This window comes from candidate division WOR-3 bacterium, from assembly GCA_039801725.1.
In the GTDB taxonomy this organism is placed as follows: Bacteria; Hydrothermota; Tepidihabitantia; order Tepidihabitantales; family DTDR01; genus DTDR01.
The window spans coordinates 1-15,577 of sequence record JBDRVE010000036.1 but is presented as its reverse complement, the minus strand read 5'-3'; the positions used below and the strand labels follow the sequence as shown (position 1 = coordinate 15,577).

General features: G+C 32.7%; 19 protein-coding genes. 3 read left to right on the top strand and 16 right to left on the bottom strand.

The window, feature by feature from the left end; all coding sequences use genetic code 11:
• Nucleotides 1-41: 41 nt before the first annotated feature.
• The 9 genes from ABIK75_07000 to ABIK75_06960 form a co-directional block, all read right to left on the bottom strand.
• On the bottom strand, nt 42-566 hold the full coding sequence (locus ABIK75_07000) for a hypothetical protein (protein MEO0090830.1): 525 nt from the start codon (nt 564-566) through the stop codon (nt 42-44).
• Nucleotides 542-1,285, bottom strand: coding sequence for a hypothetical protein (locus ABIK75_06995; GenBank protein ID MEO0090829.1), 744 nt, complete (start codon nt 1,283-1,285; stop codon nt 542-544). The genes ABIK75_07000 and ABIK75_06995 overlap by 25 nt, the downstream gene beginning before the upstream one ends.
• 44 nt (nt 1,286-1,329) lie before the next feature.
• Nucleotides 1,330-1,755 (bottom strand): hypothetical protein, encoded by a 426-nt coding sequence (locus tag ABIK75_06990; GenBank protein MEO0090828.1) that lies wholly within the window; start codon nt 1,753-1,755, stop codon nt 1,330-1,332.
• Nucleotides 1,748-2,191, bottom strand: a complete 444-nt coding sequence (locus tag ABIK75_06985) for a hypothetical protein (GenBank protein MEO0090827.1) — start codon at nt 2,189-2,191, stop codon at nt 1,748-1,750. Before ABIK75_06985 ends, ABIK75_06990 begins: the two co-directional genes overlap by 8 nt.
• A 5-nt stretch (nt 2,192-2,196) precedes the next feature.
• Nucleotides 2,197-3,903, bottom strand: a complete 1,707-nt coding sequence (locus ABIK75_06980) for a type II secretion system F family protein (GenBank protein ID MEO0090826.1) — start codon at nt 3,901-3,903, stop codon at nt 2,197-2,199.
• Between the two features lie 6 nt (nt 3,904-3,909).
• Nucleotides 3,910-5,619 (bottom strand): type II/IV secretion system ATPase subunit, encoded by a 1,710-nt coding sequence (locus tag ABIK75_06975; GenBank protein MEO0090825.1) that lies wholly within the window; start codon nt 5,617-5,619, stop codon nt 3,910-3,912.
• A 116-nt stretch (nt 5,620-5,735) separates the two neighbouring features.
• Nucleotides 5,736-7,163: a zinc ribbon domain-containing protein gene (locus ABIK75_06970; GenBank protein ID MEO0090824.1), complete on the bottom strand. Its 1,428-nt coding sequence runs from the start codon at nt 7,161-7,163 to the stop codon at nt 5,736-5,738.
• A gap of 30 nt (nt 7,164-7,193) precedes the next feature.
• Nucleotides 7,194-8,006, bottom strand: coding sequence for a ThiF family adenylyltransferase (locus tag ABIK75_06965; protein ID MEO0090823.1), 813 nt, complete (start codon nt 8,004-8,006; stop codon nt 7,194-7,196).
• Between the two features lie 8 nt (nt 8,007-8,014).
• The gene (locus ABIK75_06960) at nt 8,015-8,944 is read right to left on the bottom strand and encodes a hypothetical protein (protein MEO0090822.1); all 930 of its coding nucleotides are present in this window, start codon (nt 8,942-8,944) and stop codon (nt 8,015-8,017) included.
• A gap of 117 nt (nt 8,945-9,061) precedes the next feature.
• Here ABIK75_06960 and ABIK75_06955 point away from each other — a divergent pair, with 117 nt between their 5' ends.
• Nucleotides 9,062-9,607: a PRC-barrel domain-containing protein gene (locus tag ABIK75_06955; protein ID MEO0090821.1), complete on the top strand. Its 546-nt coding sequence runs from the start codon at nt 9,062-9,064 to the stop codon at nt 9,605-9,607.
• Here ABIK75_06955 and ABIK75_06950 read toward each other — a convergent pair.
• The 6 genes from ABIK75_06950 to ABIK75_06925 form a co-directional block, all read right to left on the bottom strand.
• On the bottom strand, nt 9,604-10,998 hold the full coding sequence (locus ABIK75_06950) for a hypothetical protein (protein MEO0090820.1): 1,395 nt from the start codon (nt 10,996-10,998) through the stop codon (nt 9,604-9,606). The two genes, ABIK75_06955 and ABIK75_06950, sit on opposite strands and share 4 nt — an antisense overlap.
• On the bottom strand, nt 10,988-11,533 hold the full coding sequence (locus ABIK75_06945; GenBank protein ID MEO0090819.1) for a hypothetical protein: 546 nt from the start codon (nt 11,531-11,533) through the stop codon (nt 10,988-10,990). The genes ABIK75_06950 and ABIK75_06945 overlap by 11 nt, the downstream gene beginning before the upstream one ends.
• A complete protein-coding gene (locus tag ABIK75_06940) occupies nt 11,526-12,002 on the bottom strand; it encodes a hypothetical protein (protein ID MEO0090818.1) in 477 nt (158 codons plus the stop codon). The genes ABIK75_06945 and ABIK75_06940 overlap by 8 nt, the downstream gene beginning before the upstream one ends.
• Nucleotides 11,995-12,567 carry a hypothetical protein gene (locus tag ABIK75_06935; protein ID MEO0090817.1) on the bottom strand — a complete coding sequence of 191 codons (573 nt, stop codon included), beginning with the start codon at nt 12,565-12,567 and terminating at the stop codon, nt 11,995-11,997. Before ABIK75_06935 ends, ABIK75_06940 begins: the two co-directional genes overlap by 8 nt.
• A 19-nt stretch (nt 12,568-12,586) precedes the next feature.
• Nucleotides 12,587-12,838 carry an EsaB/YukD family protein gene (locus ABIK75_06930; protein MEO0090816.1) on the bottom strand — a complete coding sequence of 84 codons (252 nt, stop codon included), beginning with the start codon at nt 12,836-12,838 and terminating at the stop codon, nt 12,587-12,589.
• A gap of 305 nt (nt 12,839-13,143) precedes the next feature.
• Nucleotides 13,144-13,656: a hypothetical protein gene (locus tag ABIK75_06925; GenBank protein ID MEO0090815.1), complete on the bottom strand. Its 513-nt coding sequence runs from the start codon at nt 13,654-13,656 to the stop codon at nt 13,144-13,146.
• A gap of 394 nt (nt 13,657-14,050) precedes the next feature.
• Here ABIK75_06925 and ABIK75_06920 point away from each other — a divergent pair, with 394 nt between their 5' ends.
• Both ABIK75_06920 and ABIK75_06915 read left to right on the top strand, forming a co-directional pair.
• A complete protein-coding gene (locus tag ABIK75_06920; protein ID MEO0090814.1) occupies nt 14,051-14,350 on the top strand; it encodes a hypothetical protein in 300 nt (99 codons plus the stop codon).
• Between the two features lie 107 nt (nt 14,351-14,457).
• Nucleotides 14,458-14,976, top strand: coding sequence for a PCI domain-containing protein (locus ABIK75_06915; protein ID MEO0090813.1), 519 nt, complete (start codon nt 14,458-14,460; stop codon nt 14,974-14,976).
• Nucleotides 14,977-15,066: 90 nt separating this feature from the next.
• Here the strand turns inward: ABIK75_06915 and ABIK75_06910 are convergent.
• A partial coding sequence (locus ABIK75_06910) for a hypothetical protein (protein ID MEO0090812.1) occupies nt 15,067-15,577 on the bottom strand: 511 nt, incomplete at its 5' end.

The following is a 15,577-nucleotide window of genomic DNA, read 5'->3' as shown; positions in this document are numbered from 1 at the left end:
CAGAGAAAGAAGAATTACTACATAGGTAGTGCGTCTTGTAATCAAAGCTGTATAATGGCCACTTTTATATCGGTGAAGGATGTTGAGAGAAAGATTATCTTGTATCTTCCTTGAGTGATTTTGACTGGGGCGAAGCGAATTTTTCTCCATTCTTCACTTCCTTCAGGAAGTATTCTTTTATACGATATGCTTATTCCGTTACCTAGGTCTTTTATTTCTGCTTTAATCATGATCTCGTATTGATTGGATTGGGAGCGTAATGTTTCTAAGAGGGATTTTTCAGCTCTGTTTTTCGATGTGAATGAAATGGTATTTTCAGCAAACTCTATGTTTTCGTCTGCAGATAGTGAGACCATTACTTCAGCGGAGGACTGAGGATTTGCGAGGCAATAGATGATAGCCTTATTGATGTGTTCTAGAGAGTAGATTCCTAAGCTTTGCATCCTGCTCATTTCTACCGTATGAATTGCAATGTTGAACGCTATGATTGCCGCCATGATAAGTACTGAGAAGAGGACGATTGCAGCAGGGACAGCCATCCCTAATTTACTTTTATCACGGCCCATAGTGTTTCACCTCTGTTTCCACTTACCATTAACATTATTCCAAATTCCTTTTTTTCTATGAAATATTCTGGTCTGATTAAAACGCTTAATTCATAATGTCCATCATCGCTTTCTGCAACGCCGTATATCACTTCTTCCAGATTCGTTTTGTTTAGGACATATACCATATACTTTACATATTTAGCTTTTCCATTACTATCTTCTAAGTTGAACTCAATATCCAACTTGTGGAGGATGGTCCCGCTTGCCATACCGAGTTCCTTAATACTGATTTTGCTTAGGTTCATGTAATAGCTTCGAGATCTCTTAAGTCTTCCTAGAATAGGATCAGTTAGATCGTATTTTAAAGTCAAGTTTAAATACGTCAAGCTGACTAAGTTTCTATCCTGTATCCTGTTTTCCTCTATGTGGTATTCTATTTTTTCTTCGCAGAACTCTTTAATGGTTATACCATAAATGCTCTTAATAAGATTACCTCCTAGTTTCTTGTCTCCTAAAAAATTGTTTTCTTTCAAACTTTTTTCCACATTTTCTAAACTTCCGGTTTCGGGGTTTTCCACATACTCTTTAAAATATTCAAAGGCCTTCCTCGTCCTATTGGCAATTTCCGATATCAATATTCCTTTTAAAACGCTTTCAAGTAACTCTGTCCTTCCGGAGATTGGAGGTTCTTCCATAAACCTTGGGGAGTAAATAAGTGCGATGATGATTGTTAACATAATTATCATGGTCGCTATAATATATGATCCTCCACGCTTATCCATCATTCCCCACCTGATATGCTTAGAACTATCACTCTAACATCTTCCTTGCCGTTAAAAGTTAGGTAAACGAAGACCTCGCTTGCCGATCTTTTCGCATCGAATTGTCTGGATACTGACCACAGCATTTCCCAATCTTTATTGTAAACGGTCAAGTTATACCCATAGGAAGGTAGTAAAATTGATTCTAAAACTTTTCTTGAGAATTCAACATTCCCGTTTCCATCTTCACCATAAATCATCCAATAAAGAACGTCTCTTTCGTCAAGCATGGTCAAAACTCTATTAGCCACATTGGACAAGTCCCTAAAGGATTTTGTACTAACCATTAAAACATTCAAGAAATTTATGATTAAGAAGCCAAGCAATAGAACAATTAATGCCAGTGATAATTCTATTAACCTTGCTTGCCCCCTCTTTTTACTCAACCCATAAATACACCTCTATCAACCATAGGACATTTTTAATCCTAGCCATATCCACTATCCTTATGGCATGACTTGAAATTTCTTTATTTCCTTTCTCTATAGCATTTACATTCTCCATGCTTTCTATTATTTCTCCAGACATTTTCCTTTTTACAACTTCGACTATAGGACTTATCTTCACATAATAAGCTACAGGAATGTCCCTATAGATAAAAACCTTTTTAAAACTTTCTTCATCCATATTTTTAATCTCATCTATGGAGTCGAATCTAGTTTCTAACCATAATTTTATGAAACTAGATATTGCATATCCTCTTTGTTTAAGAGATTCATAAAGTGCTTCTTGTGCATTTGCTAAGAAAACATCCTGCACTCTAGATGTTGTAAATGAAATAATTATGATGAACAGTGCGATTCCAACAGCGGCCTCTAGCACAGCGTTCATCCTATATTTACACCAAGCATAATTATGAACATGGAAACCAGCGAGATTAACAAGTAGATCACCACATATATAAGCCCTACGCCAATTTTATTTTCGCTAATCTTTCCAGTTAATAATCCTAAAGAAACAGCGTTTATAATCATTCCTGAAAACACTATGTCTATGAAAGAAGGGAGTTTCTCTTTTGACACTACTTGAAAGCTAAACATCATTACAGAAGCTATTCGAGTTTGAGCCATAGAAAATACTGAGCCCCACTCACTCAGTGGGATTACAATGATTCTGATAAGAATACCAATAACCAATATTAATAGCATCATTGTCATAAAGCTGAACATCTTCAATGGGGAAATGTTTTGTTTTATCACTTTATTCGTGTCGGTAATCTCCCTAGTTATATTAGTAACTTCTTCAAAGACTTCACCCTTGCCACCAAATTTAATCGCTTCTGAAAGCAATGAAAAAATGACCAGCCCATTCCATGAGAGATCATCCTTCACAGATCTGACGGCATCCTCAAAGGAAGAACCTGAGACAACTGCTCTTTCAACTTTACTTAATAATTCATCAAATTCTTTATTATATGTTTTTATTTTAACTAACGAGCTTATAGCAAGGATTGGAGAAACCCCTCTCTTAATTTCTTCAGTCATATCTCTTAAAAAGCTTGGAAGCATATTTTCTATCCTGTTTAATTTTTGAATCTTTCTGTAAAAACGAATCCCCTCGATGACTGATACTGGAAAGATAGCGAAAAACAAGGATAAGGTTATTATATACATACTAATATAATTAATTACTTCTGATAAAAGTTGAAGAACAAAAAATATTATTATTCCAGAAGTTACGGATATTGGGACATAATAGATAATTCTCTTATAAAAATTCATGAAGGATATTGGAGTTCTCGGATATAAGGAGTCGATTATCCAAATTATAAGCATGGTTAACAACGGAACAAAAACATAAGAATACGCCTGTATTTGAAGAAGACTTTCTCGAGTTGCAAACATAGAATAGAGTGTAAAGAGAACCATAGGGAGTACTCCGAATAGAACCAATATCACATCAGCCATTGTCTTCATTGTCTCTGACAGCCGAACATATGATTCCTTCAAAATCATGAAGGATGATTTCATTTTATCTCTTAACATTATATAGAGGTCTACGCCACTTCTTATTGTACCTACTATCGAGAAAATGAAATCCTGTATTGCCTCCGAACCCATTATCTCTGCCTCTTTTTTAACTGCTGTCCATTCATCCAGTGCATACAGTTGCTTAAGTTTTTCGATTCTTTTCGACATCCTGCCACTGGCAGGAAAGATATCGGAAAAGGAACCTAACTTACTTATGGCAGAAGAAGGGGGCAAACCCGCTACGCCATAAAGTGTAAGTAAGGCTGATGTGAAAGGAAGTTCTTTTTCGACTTGCTTTAACTCATTATAACCTTTTAATAATGGTTCAACAGATAGTATAAGAGTGATAACCGATGGGAAAGGCGAGAACCAGAGTAATATGTTGAAAATCATTTCGTCAGGTATTGATATTGGAAGTAGATGAGATTTGAATAAAAGCGAAATAAAAAGTAATAAGAATGAAAAAGAAAAAGCTACTAACATATTTGTCAGAAACGTTTTTTTAAACTTGCTTGGCGTTACGCCTGCTTGGGCTAAATACAAATACCTATCTATATTGAACATGATACATCACTTACGTGACCAGAATTTTCTCTTACACTCCTTTGTTTTTCTAATCTGTGGACTTCTTTTTGAAACTCCTCTAATAGATTTAATTTTCAATTGCCTTTTAGAAATTGACATCATTTTAATAGTCCTTGGTTTAGTAACATCTATATCTGTACTGTCTATTTGTTGGAGCATATTCTCCTTTTCTTTTTCTTCTCTTAGTGGTGGCAACTGCTGATCCTTATAGTATTCAGGATTTTTATAGTATTTTTTGATTTCATTCAAGAACCCTTCGGGTTCTAAAACATTTGGATCTCTATCTGCAAGGTCCTTTAACCATTGGAGGTATTCTGTTCTTTTTTTCAATTCTTCTTCAAAGTTAATGCCTGTTGTTTTTGATAGATATTCAACAGTTTTTGAATTCATTAGCTTTGCATGATCTACGGTATAAGAATCGTTGTGAATATTGTATGAGACAAAACTTTCATATTTTGTTTCACCATTCTTTAGAATTACATGGCCAATTTCAATTATTCTTCTTTTTCCCATTTCACTTATCTTACGTATGAAAATTATTCCTCCTCGTAATGCTGTTAGTTCTTCTCTTTTTATACCGAGATGTTGCATCCTTGTGCATAATTCATCGAAATTTGGTGCATGAAAAGTTGTAATTCCTCCACTACCTGCAGCTATCGCATTTATCCAGGTGGGTACATCTTCCTCGCTTCTAACTTCATTTACAACTATGTAATCAACAATTTCTCTTAATATTTGTTTTAAGAGTTCCTGCGTCGTTATCGGTCTTCCATCCGATGTAAGTGATTCTCTAGTAAAGCGTCTTAACCAACTTTCAGGTCTTACTGGAAGCTTAAATTCAGGTACATCCTCTATCGTACCTATTCTAACTGTTGGTTTAACAAAACCACATATGGCATTTGCAAGTGAAGTTTTCCCAGAATCCATTTCCCCACATACGAGCATAGGCATCTTATTCTCCATAAATATCCAAAGTATAGCAGCGATTTGCGGAGTCAGTGTATTGTTTTTCAAAAGCTTGACGGGTGTCCATCCCGTTTTAGGAAATTTCTTTATGGTAAATGTAGATGATCCTGCTATTTCTCCCATATAACTTGCGGCAAGCCTACTCCCATCGGGCAATCGAGCATTGTCTATTCTCGGGTTAGCTTTTGATATGCTTTTGCCTGCCTTATAAGCTAATCTTTGAACTAGTTGATCTAGTTCCTCAGAATCGTATTTCAAATTAGTTGTTAAGCGACCTATACCATAGTATTTCACAGTCAGAAAAGCATTTGCGCCAGTACACTCAATACTCTCTATGTTTGGATCCTGCATTAATGGGTCTATGCTAGAGTACCTATCTTCACTAATTTCTCTAATTATGAGATATTTAAGACCAGGTGTTATTTTTAATTCTTCTAATATTTTTTGGATATCTTCTTTCTTTAATTCTGAATAAATCAATTCGCCTGCTGTCTTTTCAAGTATCTCCAATTGTTCTTTAGTTATTAGTGGATCTTGAACAAGGTATACTCCCAGACCCTCTCTCTCGCCAATTATTATCTTAGTCTGAGTATTTTCTACAAAATATTCCTTTTCCTTCCTTACTCCGGTTAAATCTGCAGAGAAGATTTTTATTTTTATTTTTGGAAAGGTTTCGAATTTCTTGGATTTTTTACCTGCATCATCCTTACTTAGCTTAAGGAAAGTCATCTACTATGTTTCACCTAATATAAGTGCCGGATGTACATAAAGTTTTCTTTTTTAAAAACCAAAAAGTGTAATGTTTTATTAAATCCCGGAATCAAATAATACTGCTTTAAAGTAGCCTAAAGCCTATTTCCACATTCTATACAGAAAAGTGCACTCTCAATATTTTTCAATCCACAAGAATTACAAACTAACGATTTCTCATCCTTTCCCACTATTATATGATATTCTTGCAGAGATAAAGGTATTTCATTAACAATATGTCTGATACGATCCATTATTTTTTCTTCATTCTCCAATATATTTTTTACTGATTCTTCAAAAGACTTATCGATACGGAGTCCTGCTTTATTCATTAGTTCTCTAAATATGGTAATTTTCTTTAGTAAAATTGAATAAAATTTTTTTATATCAATGTCAACTATTAAATATTTCATTGTCTCGGCATTAACAAATTTTTGTTCTTGAAAGGCTTTTTTCAACTCCTCTAGGTGTAGCCTAGCCTCGTTATATTTTGTTTCTTTCTCCTTCATTTCATTTATTACGCTATCATTTCCTTCTATAATTGCCCTTGCGCTTAGTAATTCTAACTCTTCTCTGAGATTAGATAAAATTCTTTCCATACGTGCTATTTCTTCAGAAAAACTAAATCCACATGTAGGACAAACTTCGCTTTTTAACGGTAAAACGTTTTTACAATTGTAACATATTCTTTGTTTTCTTTCAACTAGGTTTGTTGCCAAAAAAACTTTATTTATATTTGCTCCACAAAACTGACAATATCTCCAGTATATTTCCACTTCTTTTCCGCATGAATCACATTTTCTGCTTTCTTCTCCCATATAAAATGCTTCAGGATATAAAACGCTTCCTAATATGAAAAAGTTAATAAGTTTCTCAATCGCATTTTTTCTAAATTCTTCATATTCTTTTCCAAATTTCTCTTCAACAATTATTTTTGCCTTGATTCTTACTTTCTTAAAGTTTTCTAAGGATTCTGAAACTACCTCGCTTAAAAATTCCAGCTTTCTTAGGAAGCTATTAACATAAACCAAACATGTAAGAAATTCGTTAGAAAAATCATTTATAATCTTCTGCTTCTCGTTCTTTTCCATTGAAGGCAAAATCACGATTTCATGAATGATTTTTAATAGATATTCCATATCGTTTAAAGCTTCCTTTAAATCGACTATGTTAGAAGTTAAACAGGATTTATCTATAGTTAAATCTTTTAGGCTAGATCGAGATGCTATTTCTTCAAGTTTCCTTTTATATGTTTTCTCATCAATTCTTTCTAATAGATACATTAAGTCATATTCAGCAGCCTCAGATATTAAAGACTTAAAAATAAAATCTGGAGTTGGAGGTTGCATTAATTTTATAGCTCCCATCTTTTCTAACTTTTTTAAAGCATCTAATATATCATTAATATTCATTTCAAGTTGCTTAACCATGTCTTCTAAAGAAATCGTTAAATTTCCATTTTTTGAATGAGAAAGTATGTATTTTAGAAGTTTTATAGAATCTTTATCTAAATCGCTTGACATTTTTCCAATCCCTATTTTTCTTGAAGTTTATTAATAGAAATCGTTGCATATGCAATCTTTCCTCCTATCTACTTCAACTATTGATATATAGTTAACACTTCCCATATAGTACAGTATTTTACCAGCAAGTCCTTTTAATTTGCTATTATCTTTATCTAATAATAATTTAAACACTTCTTGAGATTGAACCCCCCCAATTATAGAAGTAGTTGATGAAACTGAAGAAAGAGGGAGAACTATTCCATTATCTAGCATTCTTCCACTGCAGGAAATTCTTTCTGAAACTACTTCTTTATTCATATCACATTCTAAGCAGGCAGTTTTTCCCGGAATTACTACTCTTACATATCCCTCAAAACCTTCCATTCCACCGTCTACTAAAGGTTTATTATTAATCAGGGATAATAGATTTAATTTAAGCCTTGAAGCAACATTATCTAAACAAGAAATATATATATCAACCTCTTTTAAAAAATCTTCATTTTCGTCTATTTCTAGTAAATTTCCATTAATTGGAATTATTTCAGTATTGATGTTTTTTAATATCTTCTTTATATTTTTTGCAATAGCCTCGACTTTTGGAATTTTTAGTTCGGCATCTTCAAGATCAAAAAGAATGCATCTATTAAGATTAGCTTTTATTACATAGTCAAAATCCATTATATATATCTTTCCTATTCCCGCCAAAACTAAATTTTTTACAACTTCATTACCAAGAGCCCCTGCACCTGCCAAGAAAACTTTTCCTTTTTCTATGGTTTTTTGATTCCATCCCTCTATAAGAACTTGTCTACTAAAAACATCTTCATTGATATCATACTTATTAATTCTCCTTATACTCATTATTTCTACTATACCAATAACTTTTCTATCTTTTTAAGAAATCCTTTATACTTTAGCATACCTATTTTTTCACAAAATTCTGTAAATATCTTTCTTTGTATTGTCAGTTGTTCATTCAGATTACTTTCCTTCTTTTTTAATTCACTTATTAATCTGTTATATTCTTCTTCATTAATTTCATTATATCTATATTTTTCTTCAACTTGTGTAATCTGTTGAAGAATTTCACGTAAGTTATTTTCTATTAGCTGAACTTTAGATGCAAACCCTATCTGCATACTAAAATGCTTTAATTCCTTAAGCTCGCTAAATATATTTTCCAAGGTTTCTTCGATTCTACCTTTGATAAAATCGTAACTTGCTTTATCTAATAATCCTATGGAGTATTTTATCTCAATATTGTCAAGTTCCTTTTCAAATTCTTCGACTTTTTTTTCTAACTCACTAATATTATAATCGAGTGCTTCTTTTAGATTAACCAATTTAGAAACTTTAGAACTTAAGAACTCTTCAAGATTACATGGATATTCTACATTATTCATTTGTGCATCATAGATATAGTCAATAATGTTGATTACTTCTTTCTTCCAACTATCTATTTCGTTTTCAGAAATTGGAATCTCGTGAAACAAGGCATACATTTTTAGGTTTAACATATTAATCTTCCTATGAGTATCTTCTAAAACCTGCAGAATAATTCTTTTATTTCTCTCATTCTTTTCTTCAATTAATCTAAGGATAGTAAGTTCCTCGACTCTAAGCAGGTTTCTTCTTTCTGAAATCAACGTATTTAAATCGTAGATTTCCAGAAGGCTTTTTAAAAAATGTGGTAATTTGCGGATAGATCTAATTCTTATACTATCTTTTCTTAAAGGAGAAACTTTTATAGTTTTTGGAGAAACAGGGGTAATTGTAGTAATCCTTTTTACCGTCAGCATTAAGTTAATGTTCAAATAAAACGAATATAAACTTTTCCTAAGCATCTCATCGAAATATCATAGTTAATGTTGATAAAGCTTATATTCTAATTTTATGGCAAGGTAAACAATACAATAATGCTTAGAAAAATCAGGATAAGTGGACAGGAAGTATTTTCAGAAGAAGGGTTTGTAGGTACAGTCAAGAATGTAATATTTGTTGAGACAAATACTCTTCATGCTATCGCTTTACTTGTTGATATTAATGGTAAAGACTTTGAAATCCCACTTCCATTGGTAAAAATAAGAGAAGGCAGAATAGTTATTCCATCAGTTACAAGAGATCAAATGAGATTAATTAAACCTTCTGAATACGAAAGCCGTGATATTCTGCCAATAAGAATAACGGTTCTTCCGAAAGCTATAAATTTGATAAGAGGCGAGGAGAATCAACAAAAAGTTACTTCAACGATTATGCTTGATGTTAACGATGTATTATTATCTAAGTGTCCTGTATGCATGGGAAAAGTTGAATCCATAGAGGAATTTCTATTTTGTCCATCTTGTCTAACTCCTTATCATGAAAGTTGTATTAATGAATTGCTTAAATCTGTCCCTAATGAAAAATGTTGGAATTGCAATAATGTTGATTTAGTCAAAATAGCTCAACTTAACCAGGCCTAATTAACCGATTTCCTTCTGGATTTATACCATTTTATGAGGATAATGTTTGATAGCACCAGGGACAATAACTGAAGGATAATTAACACCGGAATGTTTAATATTAAACTCGGCTCATAACTTACTATTTCTACTTTCTCCGATAGCTTAACTACTTTTAATCCAATTTCATTATTATTTAAGTACCCGATAAGAGAGTTATTTGAATACATGGAAAATGTACCAAAAGGAATCAACATGTCATCAGAATACTGTAATAAAACTGGTTGATTGTTAAAAACACCAATAAGCCATTCGACTTGTAATTGGTGGATACGCGCATTAAATCTCCTTAAATTACATTCTACTGTCATATTGATATCTTTATTTACTGGAAGGTTTGTCATATTTGTGCCAACGTTTAAACAATAGGGATCTGCTCTACGTTTAACTGTCAAAATATAATTGCCACCCAGAAGTGTAAAAAAGGGTTTTTCTAATCGAGTTTTATTTATATAAATTTCTAATTCGTTATATCCTATTTTTCCTCCATCTAAGTCGATAAAATTTAGGCATACAAAGTAGATATCAGTTATATTCAAAACGACCTCCATATCCTCCTTTATAAATGGACTTTTTCCAACCTCTTTATCCTCATATAAAGCTAACCAATAAAGATTCTCGATAGAAGTTGGAATTATGTAAGAGGGTGCTTTTAAGATCCCGCTTTCATTGGTTTTTCCTATGAAAAGAGAATTCCCGCCGTAATCGAGCTTTATTACTATATTGCTTATAGCTTTACTTAATCTTATGCATATGCTTTTAATATCGATTACATCTAGTTTAAGGATTTGTTCCTTCTTAGCACTTATTTCTCCACTACATATTGTGAAATTTTCTCCCAAAAAAGGATAAATTACGTTATAATTGAATTGAGCACTAACAGGCATAGTTAAATTTATAGACCCTTCGTACATTTCCCAAATTTTTGACTGATTTTCATCATAAATATTGAGATATAGCTTTATTCTAGAAATATTTACACCCGGAGTATCACATTTTAACTTGGTATTTATTACATTTAATTTTAAAATTATGAATCCAGAAGGGTTTATATTTGCTATTTTTCCAAGCTCCATTATCGTCCTGTTAAAGGGAACCCAAATAATGCTTGCATTAAGATTATTATAATTGGGATGAAGCTTAACTTCTCCATCTACTATTTCGTAATTCTTAAAAAAGGAATTGTTATAAGCCTTTAAGATAAGAAAGCCGTTGATCGGAATTTCATCATCTAAAGTCCTAAAAATAAATATGATAGCTTGATTATTAGATGAACAGAGTATTCTGATATTGATAAACAATGATTGTGATATTAGTAAAAATAAGATAACATTTAATTTCTTATAACTCATAAAATCTCACCCCTCTAAATAGTAAAATACCTAAAAGCTTGACCTCCACATTGACAACTAGCAATCTATCGTTCTCATTGATTGGAAAATCGATCTCATCGACATAGCTTAATTTTATTGTAGTATTACTTGGAATTGATTTAACAGATAATTCTGTAAAGACATTTGTAATGGTGTTAACGAACCAATTAATATTTCTTACTGATATTTTTACTTTATTTCCTTCTAAATGCATAATATTTATTTCGTTTAAAGTCATCTGAACATGAAGTATAAAAATAAAATAAACCAATGGTATACTTAGAATAGAATTTAAAAGTAGAAGACAGACAACAAGTTTCCAAATATCTTTATTCCTAATATGGCTGTATTTCCTGAGTTGTTTTAAAAAAGGTCGGTAATGGAAAGGCATTTCACCAATCGGATGAACAATTACATATCTGTATTTTGGTGGAATTGGCGGTTGAATTTTCTTTACCTCTCTTTCAATAATCTTTTTAACCTTTAACTTAACACTATCATATTCATTATTCATTTTTCTTCACTTCTTCAAAAACAGCAAACGATATTCCCCTGTACGAATCATCTATAAGTTTGAATAACTTTAGTTCCATTCTTACTGGATCAATTACTAATGCGATATGATTAGGATTTGAAAAGAAATTTTTTTGAGTTTGAATATCAATAGAAGATAAAAAACATCCATAATCAGGATGTGAATGATACCAACCAACTATAATATTTTCTTTTAATGTCTTACTAATTTTACTTAAGGCTTTTGCTAAAGAATTTTCATGGGGTTTTACAATATCTGGCTTTGAGATGCTTTTGACAGGTTGACTATCTATTATTAAAGTATAATTCTTTCCATTCCACTCACAAAAATCTCCAAGAAGGAAACCAAGTACTTCAACATTTTCATTTAAGGCAGCATGATTCTCTATTTTTGCTAAAGCCTTAATTGAAATGTAAGCTTCATAGATATCATTACTATAACTAGACATTTTTCCTCAGCAATTTTGGAGGAGGATGCTTCTTAAAATATTCTGCAGCATCTTTACAAATTTTCGGGATTGAAATAGGATCGTCAGGATAAGGATTAGAAATTAAAACCCTTAAGCCCTCTATTATCCCAATAAGTGACATTTTTGTCATCGATGCTTTTAATAAATTCCAGCATACTACACCGTTCCCTCCAAACCTTTCCCCGGGGGCAATGTTCGGATGGAATATAGGAGACAACCAAACCAGCCTTACAGGAGCCCCTAGCCGCCTACTGTCGTCATAGTATGGATACCATCTTAAAACGTAGATCCTTACAACGCCTGTAGTCAACGGCAATGGGTCCGCTCCTTCTCTAGGCCTGTAGTAGCATGGTGCTTCAAACTCTACTTCGTATGTTCTAACAACTTCAACTTCCTCCCATCCGTACACTGTATAAACGTTCATCTTTCTACCTCTTTCTCCAGAAAAATAATCTGTTTTGAAATATCTTCTGACATAAGGAGAATTCCGAAGTTCGTTTTCCTCGTTTTCGAGCCTTTTAAGCAATAGATTTATCGGTAACATTTCTAAATCCTTTCGGTTATTAATACATTCCTCCTATTACTCTGGGCATTAAATGTAGCACATCTCCATTTCTTATTCCAATTTCTCCCAGTGTTCTCGTATCATTCGATGTAATTTCTTTGCTTCCTAGAGTCAACACCCATTCACCACTTCTCAGCTTAAGCTGACTTATTACTAGGTCTATTATATCCTTTGGGGTATGGTAGGGTTCAACTTCTATCTCGATTTGTTTTCCTTCCGTGGGTACAACAATAGTTATTGACTCAGGCATTTCCCATAGATAAAGAAAGAAGACGTATATAAAGTTTTTACACCTATATAACTTTGAGGTTCAAAACAACAAAATCACTCTATGAAATTAGACAGGATATTTTAAGTTTTTAATTAACAAAACATTGACATCGTTGCATACCAAACCTTTTTCTTAAAAAGAAGAGCTCAACATGGTAAATTTTTCCTCTTTTCTAAACAAATTTATTTTCAAATCAAGACAATTAATGATGGCTATGTTTTATTAATACCACTATTTTTTCAGAAAAACGAAAAACAGATTACGTTTAGGGGATTAATAATAAGCTACTGACTAACAGCAGTTACAGATATTGTTTTATCAGTATAACGCCCGCCTCCTTCGGCTGTTACTTGAATAAGGTATGTGTTGCCGGATTGTATACCCTTATCTGAAATTTCTTTAACAAAGGTTCTTTTCTCTCCTTTTCTGAGAACTTCCCCCGCATCTAAGAGATTCTCAACACCGAAAGTTCCTTCTGCATCTTTAACTTTTAACTTCGTTATATCCATACCACCACTATTCATTATTTCTATCTCAATGAAACATTTCCCGGTATTCGTAATCAGCAACTTTGCATTCAATATCACAAAATCTATATTAGTAAACATCGGCAGTATCACTGTCCAAAGGAGCACGACACCTGCAATACCTATTACCGTAAGTAATATAGCTACCACCACACCACTTATACCTCGCCTGTCTTTAAAAAACTCTATTCTCTTCATTTCATGTTGATATAATATAGCTTCTTTATAAATTTTTCTACTGTGAATTTTTTTTGAATCGAGTTTTTCCAAATGTCCCGACAGTATTTAAAAGCAAAAGCATAGGTATAACTACTATCCAAGATTAGCTAGTATTGCAAAAAAGATAAAAAACAAGAATATTACGTTAACTTAAAAATGCATAAAATAAAAATAGCATTCGTATTATCGCTTACAGGCATTATTTTCCTTACCGTGAGCGGTTTAGCTGTGTCGAGCTTAATGGCTCCTTATGGGGTGGGAGGATTAATAATCGCTATAGGATCTGGAATAATAACTTTTCTTCTAATAGGTGCATTTCTCATGCTTTCTACTGATAAGAGCATAGTTACTGCTGGTTCTATCATTCTACTGGTCTTTTCTGGAATCAGTTTTATCCTTGGAGTTCTCGGTATAATGAGTCTTAGTAGTTATGGTCGTTATTTATATGGAAGATCCCCTGAATCAATTATCTATTTTATTGAAGGTTTTTTCCATAGGCATCGTTTTTCTCCTATCTGGGGGCATTGGAGGATTAATATGGAAATCACCTACTCCTTTATCTTTATCATCCTTGACTTCTGTACGTATTAAAGAAATAGAGGCTGAGATTAAAAAATATGAAGAATATTTAGAGAGACTTGAACAGTTAAAAGAGAGGAGAGAAGTTTCTATGGAAATCTATGAAAAACTTAAGACCGAATACGAGAAAAAGATCGAGGAGCTGATAAACAGGTGGAAGAAATGAATGGACTCAGATAAGATCTTTCCAATGTTTTCAGAATAAAGTTTAAATTAGGCAAATAATAAATTTAGTTTAAAATGAGCAGTACTCAACGTGCTATTTCATCGCGAATGATAATAATAAGATATGTTGAGAGAGGGTTGTTTTTGATTTATTTTGCTTACCTGCTTTTCCAGGTAATTTGGATTATTAGGACAGAGTCTTTAATAAAAGCTTTCCAGATGCCTCTTTTCTATGATTTCATATGGTTTTTAATCTTGTTTGCTATAGTAGATGCTTTGATAGGTTATTTTCAAAGTTTTCTGATGAATTCTATAAAAAAGGCTGATGAGACTATAATAGGTACAATCAGTAGCTATAATAATAGGCTAACCTTGGGCGAATTAGCAACAAAGTTCAAAATGAGCGAAGAAGATTTAGAAAAAATATTTGCAAATATAAACATGCAAGGAGAATACTCCATAAGAATAGATAAGGAGACCAGAATTGTCTCAGTAGTTCCTGTTGTATCATTAGTAGGAGCAGAGACGAAAGAAGAGAAATTACAGAGGCTTGAAGAACTATTTAAAGAAGGAAAGATTTCAGAAAGGACTTATAAATCACTAAAAGAAAAATATTCTAAAGAATAGCATTAGCTTTTAGAATAAAAATGTCCCTACAGGTACACAGTATAAATTAGGTACACTATTTTTATCTTATATCCTTCAACCAATTAATACTCATAATGGAAGCTTATCTATTAATTTTTCAAGTCTTTCCTCGTATTCCTCCTTCAGCTTTTCATACACGTCTTTCGATATTCTTCCGCTCTTTCTCTCTTCTTCCAGCTTCTCTATGTATGCCTCCAATTTTTTAATCTCATCAGCGATCTTGTCGGTTTCCACGCTTGAAGGTTTTGCGAATAGGAGGATAGGCGGGTTAGAGAAACCTATGAAGCGGCAAACAGCTGTACCTTTGGTAAATGTTTGGTCAGAGCCAATGTTAATAAGTGAATCTATACTCTTTATTCTCAGCTCCTTATTTTCGCTTATTACCACCTGTTCTAGTGGACAGATATAGTAATTTGTATAGGAAACCGCTCTTGTCTCAAACTTACTGAGAGTCCCGTCTTTTTCAGAAAAAGCAATTAGATTATAATAGTCCAAGGCTTTCTCTTCAGGAACATTTATTGAAGAAGCTATTTTCTTTCTGAGGCGGCGCTCTGCTAACTTTACGTTTCCTACCATATTC

Bases quoted from the DNA above. Each gene is read 5' to 3' on its own strand.
- ABIK75_06945 (MEO0090819.1), bottom strand. From the start codon at position 11,533: ATGAATAATGAATATGATAGTGTTAAGTTAAAGGTTAAAAAGATTATT.
- ABIK75_06935 (MEO0090817.1), bottom strand. From the start codon at position 12,567: ATGTTACCGATAAATCTATTGCTTAAAAGGCTCGAAAACGAGGAAAAC.
- ABIK75_06970 (MEO0090824.1), bottom strand. From the start codon at position 7,163: ATGTCAAGCGATTTAGATAAAGATTCTATAAAACTTCTAAAATACATA.
- ABIK75_06915 (MEO0090813.1), top strand. From the start codon at position 14,458: ATGATAATAATAAGATATGTTGAGAGAGGGTTGTTTTTGATTTATTTT.
- ABIK75_06975 (MEO0090825.1), bottom strand. From the start codon at position 5,619: ATGACTTTCCTTAAGCTAAGTAAGGATGATGCAGGTAAAAAATCCAAG.
- ABIK75_06995 (MEO0090829.1), bottom strand. From the start codon at position 1,285: ATGTTAACAATCATCATCGCACTTATTTACTCCCCAAGGTTTATGGAA.
- ABIK75_06930 (MEO0090816.1), bottom strand. From the start codon at position 12,838: ATGCCTGAGTCAATAACTATTGTTGTACCCACGGAAGGAAAACAAATC.
- ABIK75_06980 (MEO0090826.1), bottom strand. From the start codon at position 3,903: ATGTTCAATATAGATAGGTATTTGTATTTAGCCCAAGCAGGCGTAACG.
- ABIK75_06950 (MEO0090820.1), bottom strand. From the start codon at position 10,998: ATGAGTTATAAGAAATTAAATGTTATCTTATTTTTACTAATATCACAA.
- ABIK75_06940 (MEO0090818.1), bottom strand. From the start codon at position 12,002: ATGTCTAGTTATAGTAATGATATCTATGAAGCTTACATTTCAATTAAG.
- ABIK75_07000 (MEO0090830.1), bottom strand. From the start codon at position 566: ATGGGCCGTGATAAAAGTAAATTAGGGATGGCTGTCCCTGCTGCAATC.
- ABIK75_06955 (MEO0090821.1), top strand. From the start codon at position 9,062: ATGCTTAGAAAAATCAGGATAAGTGGACAGGAAGTATTTTCAGAAGAA.
- ABIK75_06960 (MEO0090822.1), bottom strand. From the start codon at position 8,944: ATGCTGACGGTAAAAAGGATTACTACAATTACCCCTGTTTCTCCAAAA.
- ABIK75_06920 (MEO0090814.1), top strand. From the start codon at position 14,051: ATGGAAGATCCCCTGAATCAATTATCTATTTTATTGAAGGTTTTTTCC.
- ABIK75_06965 (MEO0090823.1), bottom strand. From the start codon at position 8,006: ATGAGTATAAGGAGAATTAATAAGTATGATATCAATGAAGATGTTTTT.